Origin of the sequence: Roseobacter cerasinus (assembly GCF_009811755.1) — a bacterium.
GTDB classification, from domain to species: Bacteria; Pseudomonadota; Alphaproteobacteria; order Rhodobacterales; family Rhodobacteraceae; genus Roseobacter; species Roseobacter cerasinus.
Genome location: NZ_BLIV01000004.1, coordinates 85254 through 109819, shown reverse-complemented (window position 1 = coordinate 109819; position 24566 = coordinate 85254). Strand labels below are relative to the sequence as shown.

Genomic DNA, 24566 nt, shown 5'->3' with positions numbered 1-24566 from the left:
AGGGCCAGAGCGCAGCGGAAGACCAAGCTCGTGCCGGGATATTTGGTTGGCGGTTTGGAACGCGTTTCGGGCACGCCCATGGTTCCGGTCTTGGGTCCGTGTCGGCGCGTTTTCGCGGGCGTGACAGGCGTCACGAAGTTTCCGGTATTGATGCGTCTGATCCACGCGAATGGCTGCGATGCGCGCCTCGTGATCAGCCTGCACACGGTTCCGCGCGAACAGATCAATCTTGTCGGCGCTTGGTGGTTCGTCGATGGCCCAACTGGGCTTCGGATGGTTAAGCGTGCGTTGGTTATGCTCACGCAAGACGGCTTCTGTCGCTTCAATCACGCGCTGATGGTAGGTCGACCGGAAAGCGTCTTTTTCTGCGTCGATGCGCTCTGCGGCTTCCTCGGCAATCTCTTTGAAGCGCGCGAACTCGTCCTTGGTCCGAAGGCTCTTGCGCAGATTACCTTCAAGCGCGAGGCGGTGGGTTTCCCGCACTGCGTCTTCTGTGGATAACGGCATGGTTTTCCTCCTCAAATTTGCGGAACAGCGGCCAGATTTGATACACTACCCGCATGGTTGTTTTTGAAGATATTCAAGACGTTGAAGAATGGCTGGCAGATCATGACTACGCCGGTTTCTGGAAAGCCATAGCACTGTGGAACGTGTTCACCGGCGATGAGCGGGCGCATTACGATGATGTCATTGCGGAAGGCGTGGTGTGCCCGGATCTTGTGTTGAGTTGCCTCAAAGAGATGGTGCGGCTTGATCTGTCGCAACGCTTTGATCTGAAGGATCGCACCTTTACGCCACCCGACGCGCAGTACCTGACCAGTCTGCACTAGGAATTGACCTTGAAGAAGCGAACCCAGGGACAGTTCTCTTCGACGGCGGGCACAGTGATCCAGCCGTGGACGCCGAGATAGTCGCAGTTGATGTAGCGCCGATGTGCCAGCGGGTTGTAGATGTCGCCATTGTCGTGAAAGCGATAGCTCAAGACGAGGTGGGGTGTGCCGTAGACGGCATAAGCCCACCAAAACCCAATCGGGACCATGATCCACAGAAACAGGGCAGCAATCCTCATGGCGTCACCAGCGTCATCTTCGAGTCCGGTGCCAGACGCCCGCCCTCAAGCGGGTTCTCGGCGATAAGATCGCAGTAAGGGGCGATGTTTTCCTGGCTCACCGTGTTCAACACCATGAAGCCGATGCCCTTGATGTGAACGAGACACTGTTCCTTGGGCATCGCCATCAACTCCGCAGGCGTCATGTGGCGTTGTTTGATCAGGCTGAGGTTGGTGTTGGATTTGAAGCCGCCATTGTCGCTGCCAAGCGCAGAAGCGACCGCGTGCTCGTCGCCCATGGCTTCACTGACCTTCCTTGCCTCGCGGAAGTTGGAAAATCCTAACCATTGCTTGGTGATCGAGTTGTCTTCTGCCGTTTGCGCTTCTTGCTCACCAAACTTTCGTATTACCTCGCTGGGTGACTGCGCGATCATCAATAGCTCACCTCCGTAGGCACGCAGAGTCGTGCTGCGGGTGATAAGCTCTTTGGCAGCTGGAAAATTGGTCCATTCATCAGCGATAATCTTGAGCGAGCCAGCGCCCGCATAAAGCGCATCGACAAAAGACATCAGATGCGTGCCCATGTAGGTGCCGCTGCGTTCCATAAAACGCTGTGGCCCAACGAGAAAAATAAAACCACCACGGCGGATCCACCCTATCTTGTGAATTACCGCGATCGCGACGGGCGCAATTTGCGGAATGACACCAACGCAGATGGCGTGATGCCTGTCTTTGCGCCGATGGCGCAGGCGATGAAACCCAACAGCTATGCGGTTTGCTTTGCAGGGTGGTCAGCCTTGCCGCAGTTTACCGCTGCGTGGGACGCTGCAGGCTTGCGGATCGTGAGCCAGATCATTTGGCACAAGCGCTATGCGTCCCGCAAAGGTTTCACTGAATATCGTCATGAGAGCGCGTTTGTGCTGGCAAAGGGCAATCCTGCCAAGCCAGCCCGTCCGCTGCCAAGCGTCATGGATTGGGTCTATTCGGGTAACAGGCGGCACCCGACGGAAAAGGCCGTAGAAATTCTCACCCCATTGATCCGGTGTTTTTCCAGGCCCGGTGATCTCGTTTGCGATCCGTTCAGCGGGTCAGGCAGCACCTCAGTCGCGGCAGCGCTGAACGGGCGGGACTATCTCGGCATCGACATTGATCCGCAGCATGTTCGAACCGCGCAAACACGGTTGGCAGGTGTTGCCCGCTTCCAAGCCCAGGCAACTGGGAGGGCAGCATAATGGATTGTGAACAACTCGGATTCGACGCGCTCTTGCGAGACGCCGACACAGACAACGCCGCCCGCGTCTTTGACCGTGAAGCCGCACATCTGCCCGGAACATGGGCGGAGGCGCTGACCTGTCATCGGCAGCAGATCGCAGACCATCACGCCGCAATGCTGACAAATGATTTCGAAACCGCGATGCACGTCCGGCAGGAGGCTTACCTTTTGGCGTCAAAACTGAATGGCGGTCGGCATGGCATCTTGGCAGGGGAAGACGCGCCGGGCTGCAAGCTGGACGCACAAGCAAGCGCTGCAGAGGGTGAACTGCCGCTCTGGGGACAAAGCGGTAGCTTTGTGGTGGATGCGGCGGGTCTGACAGCCCGCGTTGAAATGGGCGGCATTTTTGGCATTGGTGCCACTGCGATGACTTATCTTGGCTTTTCAGTGCGCGCGGTGGATGCCGACAAACCCTTTCTCAGTGCCACGGGGTATCGTAGTTTTCTGGGTGTCTCGATCCCGCCGGAGCGGGGCATGACGACCGAGGGCTTTGTGCAACGTGTGATCGAAATCCATGTTGAGACCGAGTTGCGCGGCGAGCTACTGCGCATTGATCCCGATTTCTTCAGGCGCAGATAAAAAAACGCGCGGACAGCCCTGACGGTCTGTCCGCGCCGCATTTGACTTTTTGTAACGATGTGCGGTAGTATTAAGTAGGATAACGAACGAGGCCGGTAATGAGCATGGTCAAGAAAAGCATCACCGTCACCGATAGCCAGGACGCCTTCATTCAGGCGCAGATCGCCTCTGGTCACTACGCCTCGGACAGCGAGGTGATCCGCGAAGCGCTGCGTGAGAAAGAGCTGCGCATGGCTGAGATTGACGCGCTGCGCGCGAAACTGATCGTATCTGAGGAAAGCGGGATCAGCGACCGCACGCCCGCCGACATCCGCACCGCCGCGAAGGAGCGCTTGAAGACCGCTCGATGAAAAAACTGTCCCTCCGCATCACAAAAGTCGCGGATCAGGACCTCGACGATCTCTACACCGAAGGCTTCACGACCTGGGGCGAAGCTCAGGCAGACCGCTACTACGATGGCTTGCTTGAACGGTTTGAGCGCATCTGTGAGCATCCAAAGATGTACCCCGCCGTTGATGACATCCGCGAAGGCTATCGCCGATCCGTCTACGAAAAACACGCGATCTACTACGTGGTCGAAGGAGAGGCCGTCGAAATCCGCGCGGTCGTGAAGTATCAGGATGTGGGAAGCAGGCTGTGATCGCAGAACCCGTTCTTCGCTGCGCCGGGCGCAGACTGGAGAGATGCGGGACTTTGGGGTCATTCATTTTCTGGCTTCGCTGACGCAGCGTCCGTTCGCATGTGAGGCAGGCCTGGCGCTGCGTCACAGCAGACGTCGCCAGACCCGTCGTTCGAGAACATCGCTTTGGCTCGCACCTAGGTCGAGACATGGACGGCGTAGCGTCTAGGCCGCCCCTACCTCAAACTCATCCAAACAAGAAGTTGCTGAAGTCTGTCAGGTGAACACCTTCGACAACTGCTAAAACGTCACCAGACGTTGTCCGGATTTCGGTGTCGCCGCCAATCTGCAACAGATTGATCTCGCTCTGGCCAGATAGGCCGTGGATCTGGAAAAGATCGCCTTCGGACACATCGAAATCAGTGATCGTGTCGCTCCCCGAGTTTGGCTTGAGTACGAAGACGTCGGCTCCGCTGCCCCCAGTCAAGGTGTCTGTGCCTGCATCGCCTGTAAGGGTATCGTTTCCAGCGCCTCCGTCTATCAGGTCATTGCCACTCCCGCCATAAATGACGTCATCGCCATCAGCAGAATTGATGATATCGTCGCCTGCCACAGCCAATATGAAATCATCCGCGACAGAAACGCCATCTCCCTCGGCGTCCTGGTACGTGCCGTCTATGACGTCATTGCTTGAGGTCCCCGAGATAACACCCTGAGAGCCAAACCCGGCCACGGGCCGTGCCTGTAGGATCTCGCGATATGCGTCGCCTTGGGTGACCCAGGTGACGACGAGGCGGCCATCGGCGAGCTGGTCGAGATCCGGAGGATTGTTGGTGGTAACGCGCTCTGCATTTGTTGCGATGGAGTGTATATCGGTGATGGCGTTGCCCTGGATGTCGAAGCTCTGCACCTTGAGTGCGGTCTCGCTGACATCGTTCCACAGCACGGCAAAGCCACCATCCTGCAGCTTGATCACCGAAGTGACTTTGTCGAAGCGGTTGAACCCCGTCAGGCCAGCAGCCTGCGTTTCCTCACCGACAGTTGCGCCATCCGCATCGTAGCGTTGAAAGAAGAGGCCTGTGTTGTCCGTTTCGTGCGATGTCCAGAGCACGGCAAAGCCGCCGTCCTGAAGATCGACAACGTAAGGATCATACTGAGTGCCGTCGGTTGACGTGTTGACATGGAACTCGACCCCGGTGGCCGTGCCGGTTGCATCGAACCGCTGCGCAAAGATCCCACCGCTGGCATCAGATCCCCATTGTCCTGCCGCCGAGTACCACGTCACCAAAAAACCGCCATCAGCGAGGCCTGTGACATTCTGGATGTGCTGATTGCTGGTGGTATAGCTGTTGGCCTGGAACTCGGAGCCCACAGGGACGCCTGCCGCGCTAAACACCTGACCAAAGACGCCAAGGCCGCTCCCGTCCTGACCGGAGGACTCCCAGGTCACAACATAGCCGCCACCCGACAACGCCGATACAGAATGCCAAAATTGCGTTCCGGTCTCAAAGGTGTTGGCTACCTCCGGCACCATGCCATCAAGCTGACCAAACTGATCCAGCGTCACGTGGTAGATCCCTGATGCGTCTGCATCATTGGCGGCGAAGACAAGCGCGATATCGCCGTTGTCCAGACGGGCCATCTCCGTCGATACGCTGGTGCCCAAAGGGGCAGCGCTCGTGTAGATCGGATAAATGGCACCCACTTCAACGCCCGCCGCATCATAGCGCTGACCCCAAATGCCTGTCCCAGTACCGTTCGGTGAGGCCCAGACAGTCAGGTGACCGCCGTCCGCAAGCGCAACCGTCGACACAACATCCTCAGATAAAACCGTCTCCAAAATCTCTTCTGGCCCTTGTCCGATGCTGCTCTCTGCTGTTGCAGGCGGAGCCTGTAGGATCTCGCGATATGCGTCGCCTTGGGTGACCCAGGTGACGACGAGGCGGCCATCGGCGAGCTGGTCGAGATCCGGAGGATTGTTGGTGGTAACGCGCTCTGCATTTGTTGCGATGGAGTGTATATCGGTGATGGCGTTGCCCTGGATGTCGAAGCTCTGCACCTTGAGTGCGGTCTCGCTGACATCGTTCCACAGCACGGCAAAGCCACCATCCTGCAGCTTGATCACCGAAGTGACTTTGTCGAAGCGGTTGAACCCCGTCAGGCCAGCAGCCTGCGTTTCCTCACCGACAGTTGCGCCATCCGCATCGTAGCGTTGAAAGAAGAGGCCTGTGTTGTCCGTTTCGTGCGATGTCCAGAGCACGGCAAAGCCGCCGTCCTGAAGATCGACAACGTAAGGATCATACTGAGTGCCGTCGGTTGACGTGTTGACATGGAACTCGACCCCGGTGGCCGTGCCGGTTGCATCGAACCGCTGCGCAAAGATCCCACCGCTGGCATCAGATCCCCATTGTCCTGCCGCCGAGTACCACGTCACCAAAAAACCGCCATCAGCGAGGCCTGTGACATTCTGGATGTGCTGATTGCTGGTGGTATAGCTGTTGGCCTGGAACTCGGAGCCCACAGGGACGCCTGCCGCGCTAAACACCTGACCAAAGACGCCAAGGCCGCTCCCGTCCTGACCGGAGGACTCCCAGGTCACAACATAGCCGCCACCCGACAACGCCGATACAGAATGCCAAAATTGCGTTCCGGTCTCAAAGGTGTTGGCTACCTCCGGCACCATGCCATCAAGCTGACCAAACTGATCCAGCGTCACGTGGTAGATCCCTGATGCGTCTGCATCATTGGCGGCGAAGACAAGCGCGATATCGCCGTTGTCCAGACGGGCCATCTCCGTCGATACGCTGGTGCCCAAAGGGGCAGCGCTCGTGTAGATCGGATAAATGGCACCCACTTCAACGCCCGCCGCATCATAGCGCTGACCCCAAATGCCTGTCCCAGTACCGTTCGGTGAGGCCCAGACAGTCAGGTGACCGCCGTCCGCAAGCGCAACCGTCGACACAACATCCTCAGATAAAACCGTCTCCAAAATCTCTTCCATGGTCCAATGGCCTCGCTTGTAGGTTTATCTCTGACAGGCCTCTCCAATATTTGATCGGAAAGCCGGAAAGAACCAAAACTCGGCCTTATCCTTTACAGTTACTGAACCTTCACCCGTTCCCGGGCACGTCTGTCCCGTTGGCTGCCGCTGTTGCGTCCAAAGCGTCAATGTTAGGGAAATCTAGCAACCCATAGACAGCCGTCTCAATCTTCCCTGCGCCGCGCACGAATGACCGGTTTCCCTACCGCCGCGCGATGCCACGAAGCAAACACTCGCAACAAATCTATTTGCATTGGGCGCCTGCAGCATGAAAACGCGACGGCCGGGTCGGGCTCAAGGCGGACCCTGCACACGTCAAGCCACGGCCGCCTGCATAGGTCCTTGATCAGCCAGAAATACGAAGGCCCAATGCACTGATGGGGAATCAGGCTATGAATTATGTGCAATTTATATTATGCCGATCTGCTGATTATGCCGATATTAGATGGCAGATGCCTGGGCTTTATGGCGATCACGTCAAAAACATCGGCATAGTGTCGTGTTCTATGATGGATTGTGACCTCAGGCGCCTTTCATTCAGCATGGGAGTAGGTTTAGTTTGCTGCCCATCGCCGCAAAGCACATAGACTTGCGCAATGCGGACCTTCCAGACATTCACTTTTGGGGCTTTGCTGACGCAGCATTCTCTCGCTGGCGCGGCATCGAATTGTTGCTGCCGCAGAACAGGTCGTCGATCCGGTCATTCGCGAGCGCCGATTTTCCAACAACCAAGAACGTACTTTCGCCGCGCCGCGATCCTGCAAATCAGACGCGGACGGAACGGACATTCAATTTCCAGCCTTTGCTGGCGCAGCATCCTTTCGCGCCTGCAGCGTAGTAACCGCTCCGGCACTGCGCATTTCACCAAAACGGTCGTTAAGAACGCCGATCGGCTTCGAAACCAAAAGGGGTGTCCTTGGGCGGCAGTCACAGCTGTCAGTTCGATCACTCAAGAGCCTCATCTTAGCTCGCATGGAGGGCAAAGCTTGGGCGGCGTAGTTTCTTCGCCGCCCTGATGTACGTTTCATCCAAACAAGAAGTCGCTGAAGTCTGTCAGATGAACGCTTTCAACAACGACCAAAACGTCACCAGCCGTCGTTCGAATTTCCGTATCGCTGCCGACTTGCACTAGATTGATCTGACTTTGGCCGGATACGCCGTAAAACTGGATCAGATCGCCTTCCATCGCATTGAAATCAGTGATCGTGTCGGTTCCTGTATCGGGTTTGAAGACAAATACGTCGGCTCCTGTACCGCCCGTCAGGCTATCTACGCCGGTATCGCCAGTAAGGGTGTCGTTGCCAACGCCGCCCAGCAGCAGATCGTCTCCAATTCCACCGTAGATGACATCATCACCCTCTGCAGCATTGATGGTATCGTCACCCGCCCCTGCCAGTATGAAATCGTCGCCGGCGGAAACAGCGTTTGCCTGAGCGTCCACATATGTGACATCAATTGTATCGTTGCCTGATGTACCTGCCACTACACCTTTCGAACCGAACTCAGTCGCTGGCGGGGCGTCGAGATATGTTCTGAAGATGCCGTTATCGCCGGTTGCTCCTGAAATAAACCCATGTGTTAGGATGAGACGACCGTCGTTGAGTTGGTCGAGATCAGGGATGTAGAGCGGGTTATCGTTATTTGTGATGACCTCTTGTGCGGGGGTCAGCGCGGCGCCATCGGCCGTAAAGCTCTGAACATGGGCGCTTCCAACTTCCCTGTTCTCCCACAGCAGCGCGAAGCCGCCGTCTTGCAGTTCAATCGCCTTGACCAGGACGGGCCGCAGTTGGCCGCTCGCCCCGAAGATCTGCGTGAGTTCGACATCTATCCAGGTCTCCTCACCAACGGTAGTTCCGTCCGCGGCATAACGCTGAAGGTAGTACCCGTCTTCCGGAGACTTGGAGGTATTGTTCGCGCCGGATGCCCAGACGGCAAGGAAGCCGCCATCATCCATCGCCACGATCTGAGGATATTCCTGCGCATCTTCGGTGGTGCTGTTCACGTGGAACTCGACGCCCACCGGCGCACCCGCTGCATCAAAGCGTTGGCCAAAGATACCACTGCTTTGATCGGCGCCCCAGACACCCGCGTTGGATTGCCAAAGCACAACAAACCCACCGTCCGCTAGTCCTTTGACCTCCGCACGGTACTGAGCACCGGTGGTATAGGTGTTGACCTGAAACTCGGTCCCGACCTTACCGTTTGCGTTGAACACCTGGCCGAAAATACCGTTCAGGCTGCCATCCTGGTTGTATGTCTCCCAGACTGAAACAAAACGGCTGACGTCTGCCGGGTCATTCGGATTGTCGGCCAGCGCGCTGAGCTGCGTGCCGGGATCGACGCCACCCAAGTTGGCGGCCACATTCGTGTCAACCTGGAATGGCACACCGTCCAGCGCACCTGTCGACGTTAGGCGCTGCGCGGTATGGCCTTCAAAGTCGAGAGTGGTGGTATCGCGGTCAGTCCAGACGACAACCAGACTGTTGTCATCAAGTCTGATGATCTCCGGCCGCTCCTGACCGCCTGTCTCATCGGTATTGATCCGGTAAATCGGCCCGACAGCCACACCATCATCATCATAGCGTTGCGCCCAGATGCCACGGCGATCCGCATCTGCAGAGGACCAGACAGCAAGATGCCCGCCATCCTCCAAGGCCGCCATGCTCGGCTCATAAGCATTCAATATCGTCGGCACCAACTCTTCCGTGGACATACGCGCTCCTTGTCTGAAAAATCCACGTCTCTTAAAAATGGAATCCGTTAATAGCTGGTTGCCTCCGGCAAGTGCTTCGAAAACTAGGTAAATGCTCTAGAATCCGAAAATCTTCAGCGTTCGAGTTATTTAGTGAATAGTCTGCCAAGTGAAGCAATTCGATAAATTAACCGTCTCAAGACAACAAACGCATTCGGAGATGTCACTAGCTTAAGACTGACGTTCCATTCGCGGTATGCAGCTTGCCATCTTGGTCTTCGCCACGCTTTGATCCAATGACCGGTTTCTCCAAATCCACTCAGTGTCGCCATTTTAGCACTTGCAGAGATTTCTGCGCTGCGAGCGTGCGCAACGAAGAATGTCGATGACTGCATTGGGGAACGTTCTTGATGCCGATCCTCTAGGTCTCATCGATCGCTCGAACCTCTTCATTGGAAGCTCTGAAGAAAGGTCAAGCTTCGGGCAAGCAAGCCTGCTGGATGTGACACCAGCTTCCGAAGTCGCACCGGTTCCACTTCCTGCATCTGTCGCCTTGTTGCTCTCCGCGCTCGCGGGTCTCGGCCTGACCGGATCTTGGTACAAACGTCAACGCCAAAAAACCGCGTCTTTGCCAGTTCCGAGATGAAGACGCTTCAGAATTCCATCAATCCAAAACACCTACTCACGAGAACGATAACATGATGAAACAGATACTCCTTGCGGCCGCATTCAGCATCACCGGCATCTGCGCCAGCGCCGCGACACTCGACATTACGGCAAAACAGGTTGGCAGCGACGTCGTCTTTGTCGGAACAGGATCGCTTGACTTCTCAGAGAACCGTCCAGGCCGACAAGAGTTCGGGGTCGTTGATGGCGCATTGGTGGATCGCTACACCATCACCGATCTCTTCACGAGCTTTACACCGTTGGGCAATACGCGTTTCGATCTGGAAAGCTATTCGGCCACCGAAACGGGAGACGCATTCTACATCAATGGCCCGCGCCCATTCACCCGCAACTACCTCCGCGTGACCCGCGGCTACACGTCGCTTGATGCCTTTGACTTCACTTGGCGCGCACCTGACAGCATTCTGACCGATCCTGATCTGAACTACGGAACGCTTGCAACTTTTGGGAACAACACAATCACCCTCACTGGCTCACCGGTTGCTCCTGTGCCACTTCCGGCGTCTCTGGCCTTCCTGATTGCGGGTCTCATGGCATTTTTGCCGCTTCGCAAAAGGGTACGCGCAGCACATGGCTAGAAGGTCATCGAGGTTGATCAGGCGCTCGCGCATCCGGTCTTTTCGCAGCCCGACATCTATGCAGGACCGCGTGGCCTGTCCCAGATCGAACGGGTACTGGGTGGGCGGCAGGATTAGCCGTCTCTCAAGGTGTCGGGGTCTCCGGCGAAAAGGCCTTCGGGTGGTTTTGCAGGGGCATTTGCCTATTTTTTAGCGACCCGTGCCGCAAAACCCATTTCAGACGCATCCTATTCGTCGACGCTTTTGACAAGCACAGCCTGATTACACATGCTACGATCAAATAGTTGGCAAAAGCGCCCCGCGACTCCGTCTTCGTTTTTACGATGAAGGAGCAACGGGGCGCTTTTTTTTGGAGTTCCGTGTGAGACGCAATATCGACCTTGGCATTCTGTTTTCGACGACCGGGCCTTACGCCCTGCTTGGTACGGCCGGTCGGACAGGGGCGCTCAAGGCTATCGAACAGGTGAATTCAGACGCGGGCTTTGATGTGCATTTCACGCCGGTGGAGCGGGACCCGGGCGGCGAAATCGACGACTACGCGGCCTTGTGCGAGGACATCCTGCTGAGCAGCGACGCCCGCCATGTGATTGGCTGCACGACCTCTTGGAGCCGCAAGGAGGTAATTCCCAGTCTGGAGCGTCTGGGAGGCGGACTGTGGTATCCCACGCCTTACGAGGGGTTCGAGGCATCTGACCGCGTGGTCTATGCGCACGCCTGCCCGAACCAGCATCTCTTGCCGTTGCTGGATTATTGTTTCGCGCATTTCGGGCGCAATACCTATTTGACAGGGTCCAACTATATTTGGGGTTGGGAGATGAACCGCCTCGCCCGCGAGATCAGTTTGCGGCAAGGCGGGGAGGTCTTTGGCGAAAGATATCTTCCGATCGGGTCCACGGACGTCGCCCGGATCGTCGAAGAAATCGCGGATCTCAAGCCGGATCTTGTGCTCAATCAATTGATCGGTCCGTCTCAATACGCGTTTCTTGAGGCGATGGCCGACCTGCGCAGCAAGGACCGGTACTTTGCAGCAGGGAACTGCGTGATCCTGTCCTGCAACCTGACCGAATGCGAGTTGCCGACCATCGGCGCCGCAGCCGAAGGGGTGATCTCCGCAGGACCATGGTTCAAGGGAATGAGGCCGACGCTGCCCGGCAACGAAGGCCGCAGCGACTTCGGATCCTCCTTTGAGGCCGCGGCACATGCATCCGTTTTGATGCTGACCCGGCTGCTTGCCCGCAGCCCCGGCACCGAAGGCTTGTCACTTCCGGAACTGCTGACCCAGCGGCGTGCAACGCAGGTTGGGATCTGCCCGCGCACGCATCACGTGACCTTGCCCGTGGCCATCGCGCAGGTTCGGGACGGCGCGTTTGTTCCGCTTCGGGTCAGCGCTGCGGTCACGGGTGATCCGTATCTGTCGCACAGCCACCGGGCAACGCAGCCGCAACTGCGGGTGATCCCGTGAAGCGGCGTTTGAGCATCCCCAGGCTGGGCGGTGCGCGGGCCGTGATCCTGCACCGCCCGCATGCCAATGTCACCGCGCTGGTGCGGCAATTGCAGGCGGTTGGGCTGGAGGTTGATTGCCACTGGCCGGATCTGCCCCCCTCGGCGCGCGCCGCCGACTATCTGTTTATCGACGTCGACACGGCCTATGACGACCAGGTGCCATGGGCACCGGGTGAGGCTCCCTTGCCGACCATCGCGCTGATCGGCTCCGAGGCGCCGGGCCGGATCGAATGGCTGATGAACTTTGGCGCGGACGCGCAGATCCTGAAACCTGTTGGAGACAACGGCGTCTTCTCGGCGCTGCTGATTGCGCGCGCGACCTTTGATGCGCGGATCGGGCTCGCCGATGAGATCGACAGTCTGCGGCGCAGGCTGGGGCAACGGCAGACGGTTGTGCAGGCGGTCGCAATCCTTGCGGCGCGGGGCAAGACGGAGGACGAAGCCTACGAGCAGCTGCGTGGCCTCGCCATGGCGTGGCGGGTCAGTTTCGAGACGGCGGCCGAGCGCATTGTGTCCAATGTGCGCGACCTCTCTGGCGATGGGAGCGAGCATGGCTGAGACGTCTCAGACCATCCCAGTACAAGCGCCCCCGGCGGGTATCTGGCACCGTCTCCTGCGCCGCAAGCTGGCGGTCTTTGGCTTTGCAATCATTGCGCTGGTGGTTGGCGGTGCCGTCTTTGCCCCGTGGATCGTGAGATACCCGCCAGACGAGCAATTGTTCGATGGGCTCAGCCTTTTTGGCGAGCCGATGCCGCCCAGCCGGGCGTTCCTGTTGGGCACCGACTTGCTTGGGCGCGATCTGTTTTCCCGCATGCTCTATGGCGCGCAGACCTCGCTGATCATCGGCATCGTCGCCAACGGCGTCGCGTTGCTCATCGGCACGCTTGTCGGCGTTGTGGCCGGATTTGTGCGTGGCTGGGTGGGGGCCGTTCTGATGCGGTTCACAGACCTGATGATGGCCTTCCCGGCGTTGCTATTGGCCATCTGTCTGGCCGCGATCTTTCAGCCGTCGCTTTGGATCGTGGCGATGGTGATCGCGCTGGTCAATTGGGTGCAGACCGCGCGCGTGATCTATACGGAGACCACCTCGCTGGCCGAACGCGAATTTATCGCTGCGGAAAAGACACTGGGGGCGTCGCGCAGCCGCATCCTGTTCCGCCATATCCTGCCGCATCTGGTGCCGACGCTGATTGTCTGGGGCACGCTGGGCATTTCGGTGACTGTGCTGTTGGAGGCGACATTGTCCTTTCTCGGCGTCGGGGTGCAGCCGCCGACACCGTCTTGGGGCAACATCATCTTTGAGAACCAAACCTATTTTCAGGCAGCGCCCTGGCTGGTGTTCATCCCGGGCGCTGCAATCCTGCTGTTGGCGCTGGCCTTCAATCTGGTCGGAGACGCCTTGCGCGATGTGCTGGACCCCACTCAGCGGGGGAACGACTGATGCTGGGGTATCTCGTGCGGCGGCTGGTGCAATCCGTTCTGATCCTGCTGGGGGTGAGCTTTATCACCTTCGTCTTGCTCTATGTCTTGCCCGCTGATCCTGTGCGGCAGATCGCCGGGCGGTCGGCAACGGCGCAGACGGTCGAGAACATCCGCCAGCAGTTGGGCCTCGATCAGCCGATGTTGGTGCAATACTGGCGCTATCTGTCGGGGCTGGTGCAGGGCGACATGGGCCGCAGCTACCTGCAGAAGACCGAAGTCTCCACCCTGATCGCCGCGCGCCTGCCTGCCTCGCTGCTGCTGATGGCGGCGGGCATCTTCTGCGAGCTGCTGATCGGCCTGACGCTGGGGGTGATCGCGGCGATCTTTCGCGGGCGGTCGCTGGACCAGGGGCTGATGGTGACCTCCTTTGTCGCCGTCTCCGCACCGCAGTTCGTGGTGGGCCTGCTGCTGCTCTATGTGTTTGCGGTCCAGTTGGGCTGGTTCCCGATTGGCGGCTACGGGACAGCGGCCCATCTGGTGCTGCCTGCGGTCACCCTGGGGATCATGGGATCAGGCTGGTACTCGCGCATGATGCGGTCGAGCATGGTCGACGTGCTGCGGCAGGATTACATCCGCACGGCCCGCGCCAAGGGGCTGACCCGGCGCCGGATCCTGCTGCGCCACGCACTGCCCAACGCGATCCTGCCCATCATTGCCATGATCGGCATCGACATCGGCATCTTCATGGGGGGCATCGTCGTGGTTGAGAGCGTCTTTGGTTGGCCCGGTATCGGGCAACTGGCCTGGCAGGCGATCCAGCGCGTCGACATCCCCATCATCATGGGGGTCACGATGGTCTCGGCCACCGCCATCGTGCTGGGAAACCTTCTGGCCGACCTTGTCACCCCTCTCATTGATCCACGCATCAAATTGCGCTGACCCGATATAAGACCAGGTCTCGCGGCGGTGTCGCGGGGTCTCAATAAAAAGCGAAACCAACATGGAGATTAAAATGAAGACCTTACTTGCATCCACCGCGATTCTGCTTGCCTCTGCCCTGACCGGCATGGCGCAGGAGTATACCCCCGATCCGAATGCCACCGCAGGCGGTATGATCACCGTGACCTACAAGGACGATGTGGCCACGCTGGATCCGGCCATCGGCTACGACTGGCAGAACTGGTCGATGATCAAATCGCTGTTCGATGGTCTGATGGATTATGTTCCCGGCACCACGGAACTGCGCCCGGGATTGGCTGAAAGCTATACCATCAGCGACGACGGTACCGTTTTCACCTTTACCCTGCGCGATGGCGTGATCTTCCACAACGGGCGCGAGATGAGCGCCGAAGACGTCAAGTACTCGCTGGACCGTGTGACAACACCGGAAACCCAATCGCCTGGGGCGGGCTTTTTTGCCTCCATCGCCGGGTTTGACGCGATATCCTCAGGTGCGGCGGAGACACTCTCCGGTGTCGAGGTGGTCGATCCCAAGACCATCAAGATCACCCTGTCGCGTCCCGATGCAACCTTCCTGCATGTGATGGCGCTGAACTTTGCCTCGATCGTGCCAAAAGAAGCGGTAGACGCGCATGGCACGGATTTCGGTAAGAACCCGGTGGGCACAGGCGCCTTCAAGCTGGGTGAGTGGACAATTGGGCAGCGGCTGGTCTTTGAGAAGAACGCCGACTACTGGCGCGAGGGCGTGCCCTATCTGGACGGTGTGACCTTTGAAGTGGGGCAAGAGCCCATCGTGGCTTTGCTGCGTTTGCAACAGGGCGAGGTAGATGTGCCTGGTGACGGCATCCCGCCTGCGAAGTTCCAGGAGGTCATGGGTGACCCTGATCAAGCCGCGCGCGTGGTCGAGGGCGGTCAGCTGCATACAGGATACATCACGCTGAATGTCGGCATTGCACCGCTGGACAAGCTGGAAGTGCGCGAGGCCATCAACATGGCCATCAACAAGGAGCGTATCACCCAGATCATCAACGGCCGGGCGGTTCCTGCGACGCAGCCCCTGCCGCCCTCCATGCCGGGTTACACCGATGGGTATGATGGCTATGCGTTTGATGCTGACGCCGCAAAGGACAAGCTGGTCGAGGCGGGCCTGGCCGATGGTTTCTCGACCGAGCTTTTCGTGATGAACACGGACCCCAACCCGCGCATCGCCCAAGCGATCCAGCAGGACCTAAAAGCCATCGGCGTGGAGGTTGCGATCCGCAGCCTCGCACAGGCGAATGTCATCGAAGCCGGTGGTGCGGGCGAGGCGCCGATGATCTGGTCGGGTGGCATGGCCTGGATCGCGGACTTCCCGGACCCGTCCAACTTCTATGGTCCGATCCTGGGGTGCGCCGGAGCGGGTGAAGGCGGTTGGAATTGGTCCAAGTTCTGCGACGAAAGCATCGATGCCATGGCAACCGCAGCCGACAGCATGACCGACCCGTCGGCACCAGAGCGTATGGAAATGTGGTCCGACGTCTATATGGAGGTGATGCAGCAGGTGCCTTGGGTGCCGGTCTTCAACGAGCAGCGCTACACCATGAAATCGGCGCGGATGGGCGGTGATGATGCGCTTTACGTTGATCCGGTGTCGATCCCGGTGAACTATGACTACGTCTACGTGACGGAGTAACCCCATGTGCAAGGCGTGCGACTACACGATCCATGGCGCGCAGCACCATTTCGGCTGGGACAAGTCCATTGCCCCGGTCGAGACGGTCGCACCCGGATCGACGATCCTGTTCAACTGCATGGATTCTTCGGCGGGCCAGCTTGGCCCGTCTAGCACCGTCGCGGATGTGGCGGCACTGGATTTCGGCAAGATCAACCCGGTAAGCGGCCCCATCTACGTTGATGGGGCGGAACCGGGCGATGCGCTCAAGATCACGCTGGAGGGGTTTGCGCCCCGCGAAGCCGAAGGCAGCGCCTGGGGCTGGACGGCAAACATTCCCGGCTTTGGTCTGCTGGCAGATCAGTTTAGCAACCCCGCGCTGACGATCTGGAAATATGACGCCAAGACCATGGACCCCGCGCTTTGGGGTGATCAGGGGCGAGTACCGCTGAAACCCTTCACCGGGACCATCGGTGTCGCGCTGGCAGAGCCTGGGCTGCATTCCATCGTGCCGCCCCGGCGCACGGGCGGAAACCTCGACATCCGCGATATCTCGACGGGTACGGAGATTTATCTGCCGGTCGAAGTGGCGGGCGCGCTCTTCTCGGTGGGGGATACCCATGCGGCGCAGGGCGACGGCGAGGTCTGCGGCACGGCCATCGAAAGCCCGATGGATGTGACCCTGACGCTGGATCTGGTGAAGAGCGCCAACCTGAAAATGCCGCGCTTTACCACGCCGGGACCCGTGACCCGGCATCTTGATGCCAAGGGGTATGAGGTGACAACTGGCATCGGCCCCGACCTGATGAGCGGCGCGCGCGACGCCGTGGCGGGCATGATCGATCTGCTCACAGCCCGTTACGGTATGTCTGCGGTCGATGCCTATATGCTGGTGTCCACATGCGGCGATCTGCGGATCTCCGAGATTGTGGACATGCCGAACTGGGTTGTGTCCTTTTACTTCCCGCGCATGGTTCTTGAATGAGCGGTGCCCTGCCCTCTGTGACCGCCTTGCGTGAGGCGGCGCGCCCTCTTCTGTCGGTCCGCGATCTGACGGTTTCGGTGCGCGACCGGGGCGTGACCCGACCGCTTGTCGAGAACCTCAGCTTCGATCTGCACCCCGGAGAGACGCTGGCCATTGCGGGGGAAAGCGGGTCCGGCAAATCGATCACCTCGCTGGCCTTGATGGGGCTTTTGCCCCACAACGTCAGCGTCACCAGCGGACAGGCGCTGCTGGACGGGGTCGATCTGCCATCCCTGCCCGAGCCGGACATGCGCCGCCTGCGCGGCAGCAAGGTGGCGATGATCTTCCAGGAGCCGATGACCTCGCTCAATCCGGTGCACACCATCGGCAGTCAGATGATCGAGGCCATGCGCGCGCATGAGCCGGTCTCGCGCGGTGCTGCGCGGGCCGCTGGTATTGCAGCGCTGCGGCGAGTGCGCATTTCCGAACCGGAGCAGCGGATGCGGCAGTACCCGCATGAGCTGTCGGGCGGGATGCGCCAAAGGGTGATGATCGCCATGGCGCTGGCGATGAACCCGGCGCTGCTGATTGCAGATGAACCAACCACGGCGCTTGACGTGACCGTGCAGCGCGAGGTGCTGGAGCTGCTGCGTGAGTTGCAGGACAGCACCGAGACTGCGGTTATCCTCATCACCCACGACATGGGGGTCGTGGCCGAATACGCCGACCGCGCGGTTGTCATGAAAGCGGGGCGTATGGTTGAAAGTGGCGCTGTTGCTGACCTCTTCGCCAGCCCCGGGCAGGACTATACGCGCGCGCTTCTGGCGGCTGTGCCGCGTCTTGGGGACGGGGCCGCGCGGGGCAAACCGCGCCCGCCCGCAACGCGTGCCCCAGTGGCCCGGCTGGTCGATGCGCAGGTACATTTTGACATCGGCGCAAACGTCTTTGGCCGCCCAACGCACCGGGTGCACGCGGTTGAGGGGGTGAGTTTCGACATTCGGCCGGGGGAGACCTTTGGTCTGGTCGGCGAAAGCGGTTGCGGCAAGTCGACCCTGGCCAAGGCGCTCGTCGGTCTGGTCCCGCATCGGGGTCATATCGAGGTTGCAGGCCACGCGCTGGCCGGGCTGACCACGCAGGGCAAACGGGACATCTGCCGCGATGTGCAGATGGTATTTCAGGACCCGATGGCCGCGCTGGACCCGCGGATGACTGTGGGTGACGCGGTGGCCGAACCTCTGTTGATCCATCAGGTCTGCCCGGCGCTGGAGCGTCAGGCCCGCGCGGCGGAGCTGTTTCGCCGTGTCGGACTGATGCCCGACCAGATGACAAGATACCCCCATGAATTCTCGGGCGGTCAACGCCAGCGGATATGCGTTGCGCGCGCGCTTGCGCTGCAGCCCAAACTCATCATCTGCGATGAAAGCGTCTCGGCGCTGGATGTGTCCGTGCAGGCGCAGGTGCTGGCGTTGCTCGACGAACTTCAGCGCGATATGACCATGTCCTACCTCTTCATCAGCCACGACATGGCTGTGGTTGAAAACGTGGCTGACCGGCTCGCTGTGATGTATCTGGGCCAAATCGTCGAGATGGGCACCCGCGATCAGGTGTTCGGCAATCCGCAGCACCCCTATACCCGTCGCCTTCTGGAGGCTGTGCCGGTCCCGGACCCAGCGGGAAAGGGGCGCACATACGCCCGGTCCAAGGGTGAGGTGCCCTCCCCCATCCGCGCGATTGGAGACGCGCCGCAGCGCATGCCGTTGCGAGATATAGGGCACGGGCATCTTGTGGCGTGAAAATCTGGCCTGAGGGGGCGTTTGACATCAAGTGGCCTGTCATCCACGTAGCTAAGTAGGCGAATGATCATTCCTCGCTGGCATCGCTTTGGCGATGACGTCGTGAATGGATCCGGCTTGCGTGATCCAGATATCATCGCGATGCGCGCAGATATGTGTGAGCGCGCGGCGCAGGTGGCGCAGGCGGTAGGGCTGGCCAACCAGATAGGGGTGCAGGGCGATGCCCATCACCAAAGGCTGGCCGTGTGATTGCTCAAGCATCTCGTCGAAATTGTCGATGATCATATCGGCAAAACTGGCCGCGCTGTCCTTTCGGGCGACGATGGAGGGGATGTCGTTGACCTCCTGCGGATAGGGAATGGACAAGAGCGGCCCGTGGTCCGTGCGCAGCCATATGGGTTGATCATCCATGCACCAGTTGAGCGTATAGCTGTACCCCGCCTTCTTCAGCAGATCAGGCGTGACCGGGCTTTCCGCGATCCAGGGGGAGAGCCAGCCTTTGGGCGCTGTGCCCTCGGCCTGTGCCAGCACGCCCGTCGCCTCCCGTATCAGTGCCTCTTCTTCGGCTGGGGGCAAAACGCTCTGGCGCTCCGCGTTGGTGCGGCCATGGCCGACGATTTCGTCTCCTCTGGCGCTGAAGGCCGCCATCAGCTCAGGCGCATAGTCATACATAACGGAATTGGCCAGGACGCTCACCGGCATCTCCAGCGCATTGAACATATCCAGCATCCGCCATGCGCCGACCCGGTTGCCATAGTCGCGCCAGGAATAGTTGAGCACGTCAGGCTGAGGGCCACCCGGGGCCAGTTCCGCGCCCAAGCCATCGCCAAAGGCAAAATGTTCGAGGTTCAGCCCGACGTAGACCGCGAGGCGCTTGCCGCCGGGCCAGTCGTACGCAGCGCGCTGGGTGATGGCGCTGTAGTCATATCTGTCGTGTGTGGGCAGGTGCGTCATAAGGGGGCCTCCGCCAGGCCGGCTTTGTGCAGCAGGATCTCTGCACTGTCATTCCAGATCTGTGTGCTGACGATCTGACCTTGCCGCACAACAAAACTGTCCATGTAGCGGTTGGTCTCGAACGTCGTGCCATCCGGCCATTCGCCATAAAGATAGCCTGTGTTGTAAACATGAACATCCCCCGTTGCGGGATCATAAGCCGCATCGGTGCGCAAGAATTTCTTTTTCACCCAGGCGTAGCGCTTGGCGTTGAAGGCGGAGGTCTCCTCCGGGGCCGTGAACTTGCGACCACCGGTAAACGTGATGTCGAAATCATCCGACACATAAGCGCGTGCGCCCTCAGGATCGGGCACCATTGAGCGTTCGAGATAGGCCTCGACGATCGCTATCGCAGCGGTGGTTGGGTCGGGTGTGTGGTCCATGGTGGTCTTTCTTGATCAGGGGAGGTGGGCGGCGCAGTGGCGATGGCAAAAGCCTTTCACCACTTCGGCGGCGGCGGCGTTCATCCTTCGGGCATCGGCGTTGGCATGTGTGATACGATCCGCGGCGCGGAGCGCCCGGGCGCGCAGGTCGTTTTCATCCAGCGTCAGGATCCAGTCGTCGGCAAAAACCATGCGCCCGGCGATCATCACCGCGCGCACAGCCGCGCCTGTTTCGGCAAAGACGATCTGATCCAGCGTTGCCCGTTGCGGCGTGTAGTGGCAGTAGGTCTGGTCAAGAAAGACAAGGTCGGCGGCCCAACCTGCGGCGATCTGGCCAACCCTGTCGAAGCCCATGAGCTGTGCACTGCCACGCGTCGCCATGTCGAAGGCCTGCGCCGTGCTGATCCAGTCTTGGCTGAGAGGGGTCTGGGCGCGGCTCAGAGTGGCGGCAAGGCGCATGGCCTCAAACATGTTCTGTCCGTCCGACGTGTTGCTGGCGTCGGTGCCGATGCCCACCGCCACGCCTGCATCGACCATGCGGCGGACGGGCGCAATGCCAGATCCCAGGCGCAGATTGCTCATGGGGTTGTGCGAAATGCCGGCGCGGTGGTGCGCGAGCAGCGACATTTCAGCATCCGACAGCCAGACGCCATGCGCTCCGCTGAACCGCTCCGACAGGATACCGAGGCGGTCGAGATGCTCTGTCAGCGAGGTGCCGAATTTCCGCTGCGCCATCACCTGTTGCAGGCGTGTTTCGGCAAGATGCGTTTGCAGCGGGATGCCCATGTCTGCGGACAAACCGGCGCAGGCTGTCAGAAAGGCGTCCGAGCAATGCAGCGGGATGGTCGGGCCCAGCCCCGGGCGCACACGATCCAGCGGCACCGGCCAGCCCCGCAGCGCCTCGGTGCAGACGGCGATCGTGTCGGCCCAGTCCGGCATCGAAACCGCTGCGACGGCAGCTTTCAGCGGCCCATCGAAGCTGTCGAGCAAGCCGGGCAGCGCCTGATATATCGTCTGATCCGCAATCATAGGGGCCACGACGGCGCGCAGGCCAACGCTGTGATAGGCTTCGGCGACCGCATGTGTGCCCTCGACCGTCGGGCCGGGCAATTCGATGAACAGGTCATAGCAAGCCGTGCAGCCCTTACGGATCAGCTCAACCGCCGAGAGCTGCGCGCAGAGCGCCAGATCCTCATGGCTCCGGCCCAGATTCAGCCAGGCCGCGCCTGACAGAAAGATCTCAAGGATCATATCCTCCGGTACGCCCCCCCGCGCCAAAGCGCCATGGGAATGGGTGTGGCCATTGACCAGCCCGGGAATGACGATGCGCTCGGTTGCATCCAAAAGTGTTGCGCCCGCAACTGTTTCACCAGCTGGAAGCAGGGCTGTGATGAGGCCACCTTCGACCAGGAGGGAGACGTCTTGAAAACGGCTATTATCTACGAAAACCTGCCCGCCGTGGATCAGTGTTTTGGTCATGGTCCCGGGTCCCTCTGGCGCATGTGTCTGCGCCCGAGGGACCCCGGGCGCAGCATCCCGTCAATTCAGCGTGACGTCGAACGCGCGCATCTCTGCCGGAGGCAGGAAGGACCGGTCAAAGATTTCAGACGCCTCGGGCAGGCGGTCGAGGCCGTAGCCTTTTGCGACAATCCCGATGGAGCGTGTCAGACGCTCGTCAACCAGATCGCCCATGCCAATTGTCTCAACCTCGGGGGCGTTCATGAGGTTCGTCAAGGCAAACTCCAGCCGTGCGCGCTCAAGCTCGGGGTCGACAAGGTTGTCAAACGCCAAGATCGCCTCGACCGAGCTGTCCTGATTGGCGGCGACCTCCATGGTGGCTTTGTTCAGCGCGCGCACCAGCCCGGCAACGGCGTCCGGGTTTTCAGCCATCAGGTCGCGCGAGACCATCATCCCGTTGGAGTAGAGGTCCATCCCGTAGTCTTCGAAGTTGAACCAATTGTAGTCTTTCGCCGGGTCCTGACGGTTGGCAATCAGGTTGAACCAGCTGGTCGAGGTGAAGACAAATGCACCATCGATGTCACCCCTGATCATCATGGGTTCTTGCAGGTTCGGGGCCATGTTCTCCTTGCCGACCTTGTCCAGATCGACGCCGTTCAACTCCGCAAACACCGGGAAGAGACGGGTTGTGGGGGTGCCTTGCGCGCCACCCAAAGTTTTGCCCTCAAAATCGGCGGGTGTCTCAATGCCCGCCGTCTTGGGTGTCACGATGGCAAAGGGCGGGCGGTTCCACAGCTGATACACCATAACGGGCGCCTCGCCCGGCCGGGCGGCGGCGTTCTGGATGATGGCGTTGATGTCCCCGAACCCCGCGTCATAAGCGCCGCCCATGATCCGCGTCACCGTGGCGGCTGAGCCTTCGCCCTGATCAATTGTCACGTTCAGGCCCTCATCCTCGAAATACCCTTTGTGCAGGGCCAGAAGGAACGGCGCGTCAGACCCTTGGGTCTTCCACCCCAGCGTAAAGCGGATGTCGGTCATCTCGGCCAGGGCAGGTACAGCACCGGCAAGCAAAGTGAGGGCAGCACCGAACAATGAGTGTTTCATGCAAACGTCCTTTCAGGGTTGAGGGAGTAGAAGCGGGCCGATCATGTCACGGCAATGTCGTTGCCGCGCGTGGCCCAGCCAGTCACCCGGCGTTCAAGCAGGGAGAATACCGCGTAAAGCGCGACGCCCATCAAGGCGAGGATGATCAGCCCGGCAAAGACCAGGGAGACCTGGAAATTCGACGAGGCGGTCATCATCACATTGCCGATACCCATGTTGGAGGCCACGGTTTCCGACAGCACGGCCCCCACGAAAGACAGCGTTATCGCGACTTTCAGAGAGGCAAAGAAGTATGGCATGGCCCGGGGCAGCCCGACATTCCAGAGGATCTCGGTTTTCGACGCACCCAGAGTTTTGAGAACGTCCTCAAGCTCCGGCTCTGTGGTGGCCAGGCCGGTGGCGATGTTGACCACGATGGGGAACACGCAGATCACCATGGCCGTCAGGACAGCGGGGGTTGTGCCCGACCCGAACCAAAGCACGAAGATCGGAACAACCGCCACCTTCGGGATGGAGGAGAACCCAACCAAAAGCGGGTAGGCCACCGCGTATGCGATTTTGGAGGTGCCGACGATCACGCCCAAGGCCACGCCGATGATCACCCCAAGCGAAAAGCCGAAAAGGGTGGAATAGAGTGTTTGCAGGATATGCGGCCACAGAACCGGGAACCGCGTCCACATGGTCACCAGTATCTCCGAGGGGCGCGGCAGTACCAGATCCGACACGTTGAGAAGAATGCACAGCACCTCCCAAGTTAAGAAAAACCCGATGATGAGCGATGTCGACAGAAAGCGAATGCGGAGTGCGTCGGTCATGATACGGGGCGCCTATGTGCTGCGGACCTGCGCGATCAATTCACGCAGTCCTTGGGTCATTTCGACGAATTCGGGGCTGTAGATCATGCCGATGTCGCGCGGCTGCGGGATGTTCACCGGTTCGTCCGAGATGATCCGCCCGGGGCGCGCGCTCATCACACAGATACGATTGGCCAGATATCCGGCTTCGCGCAGGTCATGCGTGACCAAAAGAACCGTTGGTTTCCGGTCGAGATACAGGGTCTGCATGATCTGCCACAGCTCTTCACGGGTGAACTGGTCCAACGCGCCAAAGGGTTCATCTAGCAACAGAAGATCAGGTTCATGCACCAGCGCCCTGCACAGGTTGGACCGTTGCAGCATCCCGCCGGACAGCTGCCAGGGGTAGTGGCTGGCGAAGTCCTTCAGCCCCACCTGGTCCAGCAGCGCATGCACCCGATCACGAAAGGCGCCCTTCTTGTCGGTGCGGTAAGAGTGTTTGAACGGCTGCACGATCTTGAGCGGCATCATGATATTCTGCTCGATCGTGAGCCATGGCAGCATGGTCGGGTTTTGAAACGCCATCCCGATGCGCAATTCTTTGGCCTTGGCCTCCTTGCCCCCAACCAGCACGAGCCCTTCGCTGGGTTGCAGCAAATTGCTGACCAATTTGAGGATGGTGGATTTGCCGCAGCCCGAGGGGCCGACCAGCGCCAGAAAATCGCCGCGCTCCATTTTCAGCTGGGTTGGCGCCAACGCCGTCACTGCCTTTTCGCCGGATCCAAAGACCACGGATGCGTCTTGCAGTTCAAGCGCAGGCCGCGCATGGACGGGGCCAGTGGAGACGGGCTGCGCGGCGCGGGCAGAGACGTTGGGCGACATGTTCATGCTCTATCGGTAACAGCCGCGTTCCGAGGCATGGGAAGTACTAAGTAAACGATCGTTGAATTATTTTGCCGATGCGTATTTTCTGCGCAGTTTTTCGCCTGTCTGCGTAACACCTCTGCATATGCAAAAGTATA

Annotated in this window: 26 protein-coding genes; 16 read left to right on the top strand and 10 right to left on the bottom strand. The window is 59.7% G+C overall.

Annotated features, from left to right (window positions below; translation table 11 throughout):
* The first annotated feature begins 78 nt into the window (after positions 1-78).
* Both So717_RS11525 and So717_RS11520 read left to right on the top strand, forming a co-directional pair.
* Positions 79-501 carry a hypothetical protein gene (locus So717_RS11525; RefSeq protein WP_159977397.1) on the top strand — a complete coding sequence of 141 codons (423 nt, stop codon included), beginning with the start codon at positions 79-81 and terminating at the stop codon, positions 499-501.
* A 59-nt stretch (positions 502-560) separates the two neighbouring features.
* Positions 561-830, top strand: coding sequence for a hypothetical protein (locus tag So717_RS11520; protein ID WP_159977395.1), 270 nt, complete (start codon positions 561-563; stop codon positions 828-830).
* Here the strand turns inward: So717_RS11520 and So717_RS11515 are convergent.
* Positions 827-1069, bottom strand: coding sequence for a hypothetical protein (locus So717_RS11515; protein WP_159977393.1), 243 nt, complete (start codon positions 1067-1069; stop codon positions 827-829). The genes So717_RS11520 and So717_RS11515 overlap by 4 nt on opposite strands.
* Complete coding sequence (locus So717_RS11510; RefSeq protein WP_238840861.1) at positions 1066-1653, bottom strand: TraM recognition domain-containing protein; 588 nt, start codon at positions 1651-1653, stop codon at positions 1066-1068. The genes So717_RS11515 and So717_RS11510 overlap by 4 nt, the downstream gene beginning before the upstream one ends.
* Between So717_RS11510 and So717_RS11505 the strand changes: the two genes are divergently transcribed.
* From So717_RS11505 to So717_RS11490, 4 genes are all read left to right on the top strand, one after another.
* Positions 1621-2280 carry a DNA methyltransferase gene (locus tag So717_RS11505; protein WP_159977389.1) on the top strand — a complete coding sequence of 220 codons (660 nt, stop codon included), beginning with the start codon at positions 1621-1623 and terminating at the stop codon, positions 2278-2280. The genes So717_RS11510 and So717_RS11505 overlap by 33 nt on opposite strands.
* Positions 2280-2900 (top strand): hypothetical protein, encoded by a 621-nt coding sequence (locus So717_RS11500; protein ID WP_159977387.1) that lies wholly within the window; start codon positions 2280-2282, stop codon positions 2898-2900. Before So717_RS11505 ends, So717_RS11500 begins: the two co-directional genes overlap by 1 nt.
* Before the next feature lie 98 nt (positions 2901-2998).
* Positions 2999-3250, top strand: coding sequence for a type II toxin-antitoxin system ParD family antitoxin (locus So717_RS11495; RefSeq protein WP_202981910.1), 252 nt, complete (start codon positions 2999-3001; stop codon positions 3248-3250).
* Complete coding sequence (locus So717_RS11490) at positions 3247-3540, top strand: type II toxin-antitoxin system RelE/ParE family toxin (protein WP_159977385.1); 294 nt, start codon at positions 3247-3249, stop codon at positions 3538-3540. The genes So717_RS11495 and So717_RS11490 overlap by 4 nt, the downstream gene beginning before the upstream one ends.
* Positions 3541-3766: 226 nt before the next feature.
* Here So717_RS11490 and So717_RS11485 read toward each other — a convergent pair whose 3' ends face one another.
* Positions 3767-6520 carry a calcium-binding protein gene (locus So717_RS11485; protein ID WP_159977383.1) on the bottom strand — a complete coding sequence of 918 codons (2754 nt, stop codon included), beginning with the start codon at positions 6518-6520 and terminating at the stop codon, positions 3767-3769.
* Positions 6521-7118: 598 nt separating this feature from the next.
* Here So717_RS11485 and So717_RS11480 point away from each other — a divergent pair.
* Positions 7119-7397, top strand: coding sequence for a hypothetical protein (locus So717_RS11480; protein ID WP_159977381.1), 279 nt, complete (start codon positions 7119-7121; stop codon positions 7395-7397).
* A 186-nt stretch (positions 7398-7583) separates the two neighbouring features.
* Here the strand turns inward: So717_RS11480 and So717_RS11475 are convergent, their stop codons facing one another.
* Positions 7584-9272, bottom strand: coding sequence for a calcium-binding protein (locus tag So717_RS11475; RefSeq protein ID WP_159977379.1), 1689 nt, complete (start codon positions 9270-9272; stop codon positions 7584-7586).
* A gap of 358 nt (positions 9273-9630) precedes the next feature.
* Between So717_RS11475 and So717_RS22290 the strand changes: the two genes are divergently transcribed.
* From So717_RS22290 to So717_RS11435, 9 genes are all read left to right on the top strand, one after another.
* Positions 9631-9897 (top strand): hypothetical protein, encoded by a 267-nt coding sequence (locus So717_RS22290; protein ID WP_238840856.1) that lies wholly within the window; start codon positions 9631-9633, stop codon positions 9895-9897.
* A 55-nt stretch (positions 9898-9952) separates the two neighbouring features.
* Positions 9953-10516: a hypothetical protein gene (locus So717_RS11470; RefSeq protein WP_159977377.1), complete on the top strand. Its 564-nt coding sequence runs from the start codon at positions 9953-9955 to the stop codon at positions 10514-10516.
* 361 nt (positions 10517-10877) lie between these two features.
* Entirely contained in the window at positions 10878-11978 is a 1101-nt protein-coding gene (locus tag So717_RS11465; protein WP_159977375.1) for a transporter substrate-binding protein, read from the top strand.
* Entirely contained in the window at positions 11975-12577 is a 603-nt protein-coding gene (locus So717_RS11460) for an ANTAR domain-containing response regulator (protein WP_159977373.1), read from the top strand. The genes So717_RS11465 and So717_RS11460 overlap by 4 nt, the downstream gene beginning before the upstream one ends.
* Positions 12570-13460 carry an ABC transporter permease gene (locus tag So717_RS11455; protein WP_159977371.1) on the top strand — a complete coding sequence of 297 codons (891 nt, stop codon included), beginning with the start codon at positions 12570-12572 and terminating at the stop codon, positions 13458-13460. Before So717_RS11460 ends, So717_RS11455 begins: the two co-directional genes overlap by 8 nt.
* Positions 13460-14380 (top strand): ABC transporter permease, encoded by a 921-nt coding sequence (locus tag So717_RS11450; RefSeq protein ID WP_159977369.1) that lies wholly within the window; start codon positions 13460-13462, stop codon positions 14378-14380. Before So717_RS11455 ends, So717_RS11450 begins: the two co-directional genes overlap by 1 nt.
* 73 nt (positions 14381-14453) lie before the next feature.
* A complete protein-coding gene (locus tag So717_RS11445) occupies positions 14454-16073 on the top strand; it encodes an ABC transporter substrate-binding protein (protein WP_159977367.1) in 1620 nt (539 codons plus the stop codon).
* Between the two features lie 4 nt (positions 16074-16077).
* Positions 16078-17037: an acetamidase/formamidase family protein gene (locus So717_RS11440; RefSeq protein WP_159977365.1), complete on the top strand. Its 960-nt coding sequence runs from the start codon at positions 16078-16080 to the stop codon at positions 17035-17037.
* Positions 17034-18809, top strand: a complete 1776-nt coding sequence (locus tag So717_RS11435) for an ABC transporter ATP-binding protein (RefSeq protein ID WP_159977363.1) — start codon at positions 17034-17036, stop codon at positions 18807-18809. The genes So717_RS11440 and So717_RS11435 overlap by 4 nt, the downstream gene beginning before the upstream one ends.
* Before the next feature lie 51 nt (positions 18810-18860).
* Here the strand turns inward: So717_RS11435 and So717_RS11430 are convergent, their stop codons facing one another.
* From So717_RS11430 to So717_RS11405, 6 genes are read right to left on the bottom strand one after another with little or no spacing between them, the layout of a single operon-like run.
* A complete protein-coding gene (locus So717_RS11430; RefSeq protein ID WP_159977361.1) occupies positions 18861-19763 on the bottom strand; it encodes a polysaccharide deacetylase family protein in 903 nt (300 codons plus the stop codon).
* Entirely contained in the window at positions 19760-20185 is a 426-nt protein-coding gene (locus tag So717_RS11425) for a nuclear transport factor 2-like protein (RefSeq protein WP_159977359.1), read from the bottom strand. The genes So717_RS11430 and So717_RS11425 overlap by 4 nt, the downstream gene beginning before the upstream one ends.
* A gap of 15 nt (positions 20186-20200) precedes the next feature.
* Positions 20201-21664: an amidohydrolase family protein gene (locus So717_RS11420; protein WP_159977357.1), complete on the bottom strand. Its 1464-nt coding sequence runs from the start codon at positions 21662-21664 to the stop codon at positions 20201-20203.
* A 60-nt stretch (positions 21665-21724) separates the two neighbouring features.
* Positions 21725-22750 (bottom strand): ABC transporter substrate-binding protein, encoded by a 1026-nt coding sequence (locus So717_RS11415; RefSeq protein ID WP_159977355.1) that lies wholly within the window; start codon positions 22748-22750, stop codon positions 21725-21727.
* 41 nt (positions 22751-22791) lie between these two features.
* Complete coding sequence (locus So717_RS11410) at positions 22792-23565, bottom strand: ABC transporter permease (protein WP_159977353.1); 774 nt, start codon at positions 23563-23565, stop codon at positions 22792-22794.
* Between the two features lie 12 nt (positions 23566-23577).
* On the bottom strand, positions 23578-24426 hold the full coding sequence (locus tag So717_RS11405; protein ID WP_438810655.1) for an ABC transporter ATP-binding protein: 849 nt from the start codon (positions 24424-24426) through the stop codon (positions 23578-23580).
* Positions 24427-24566: the final 140 nt, after the last annotated feature.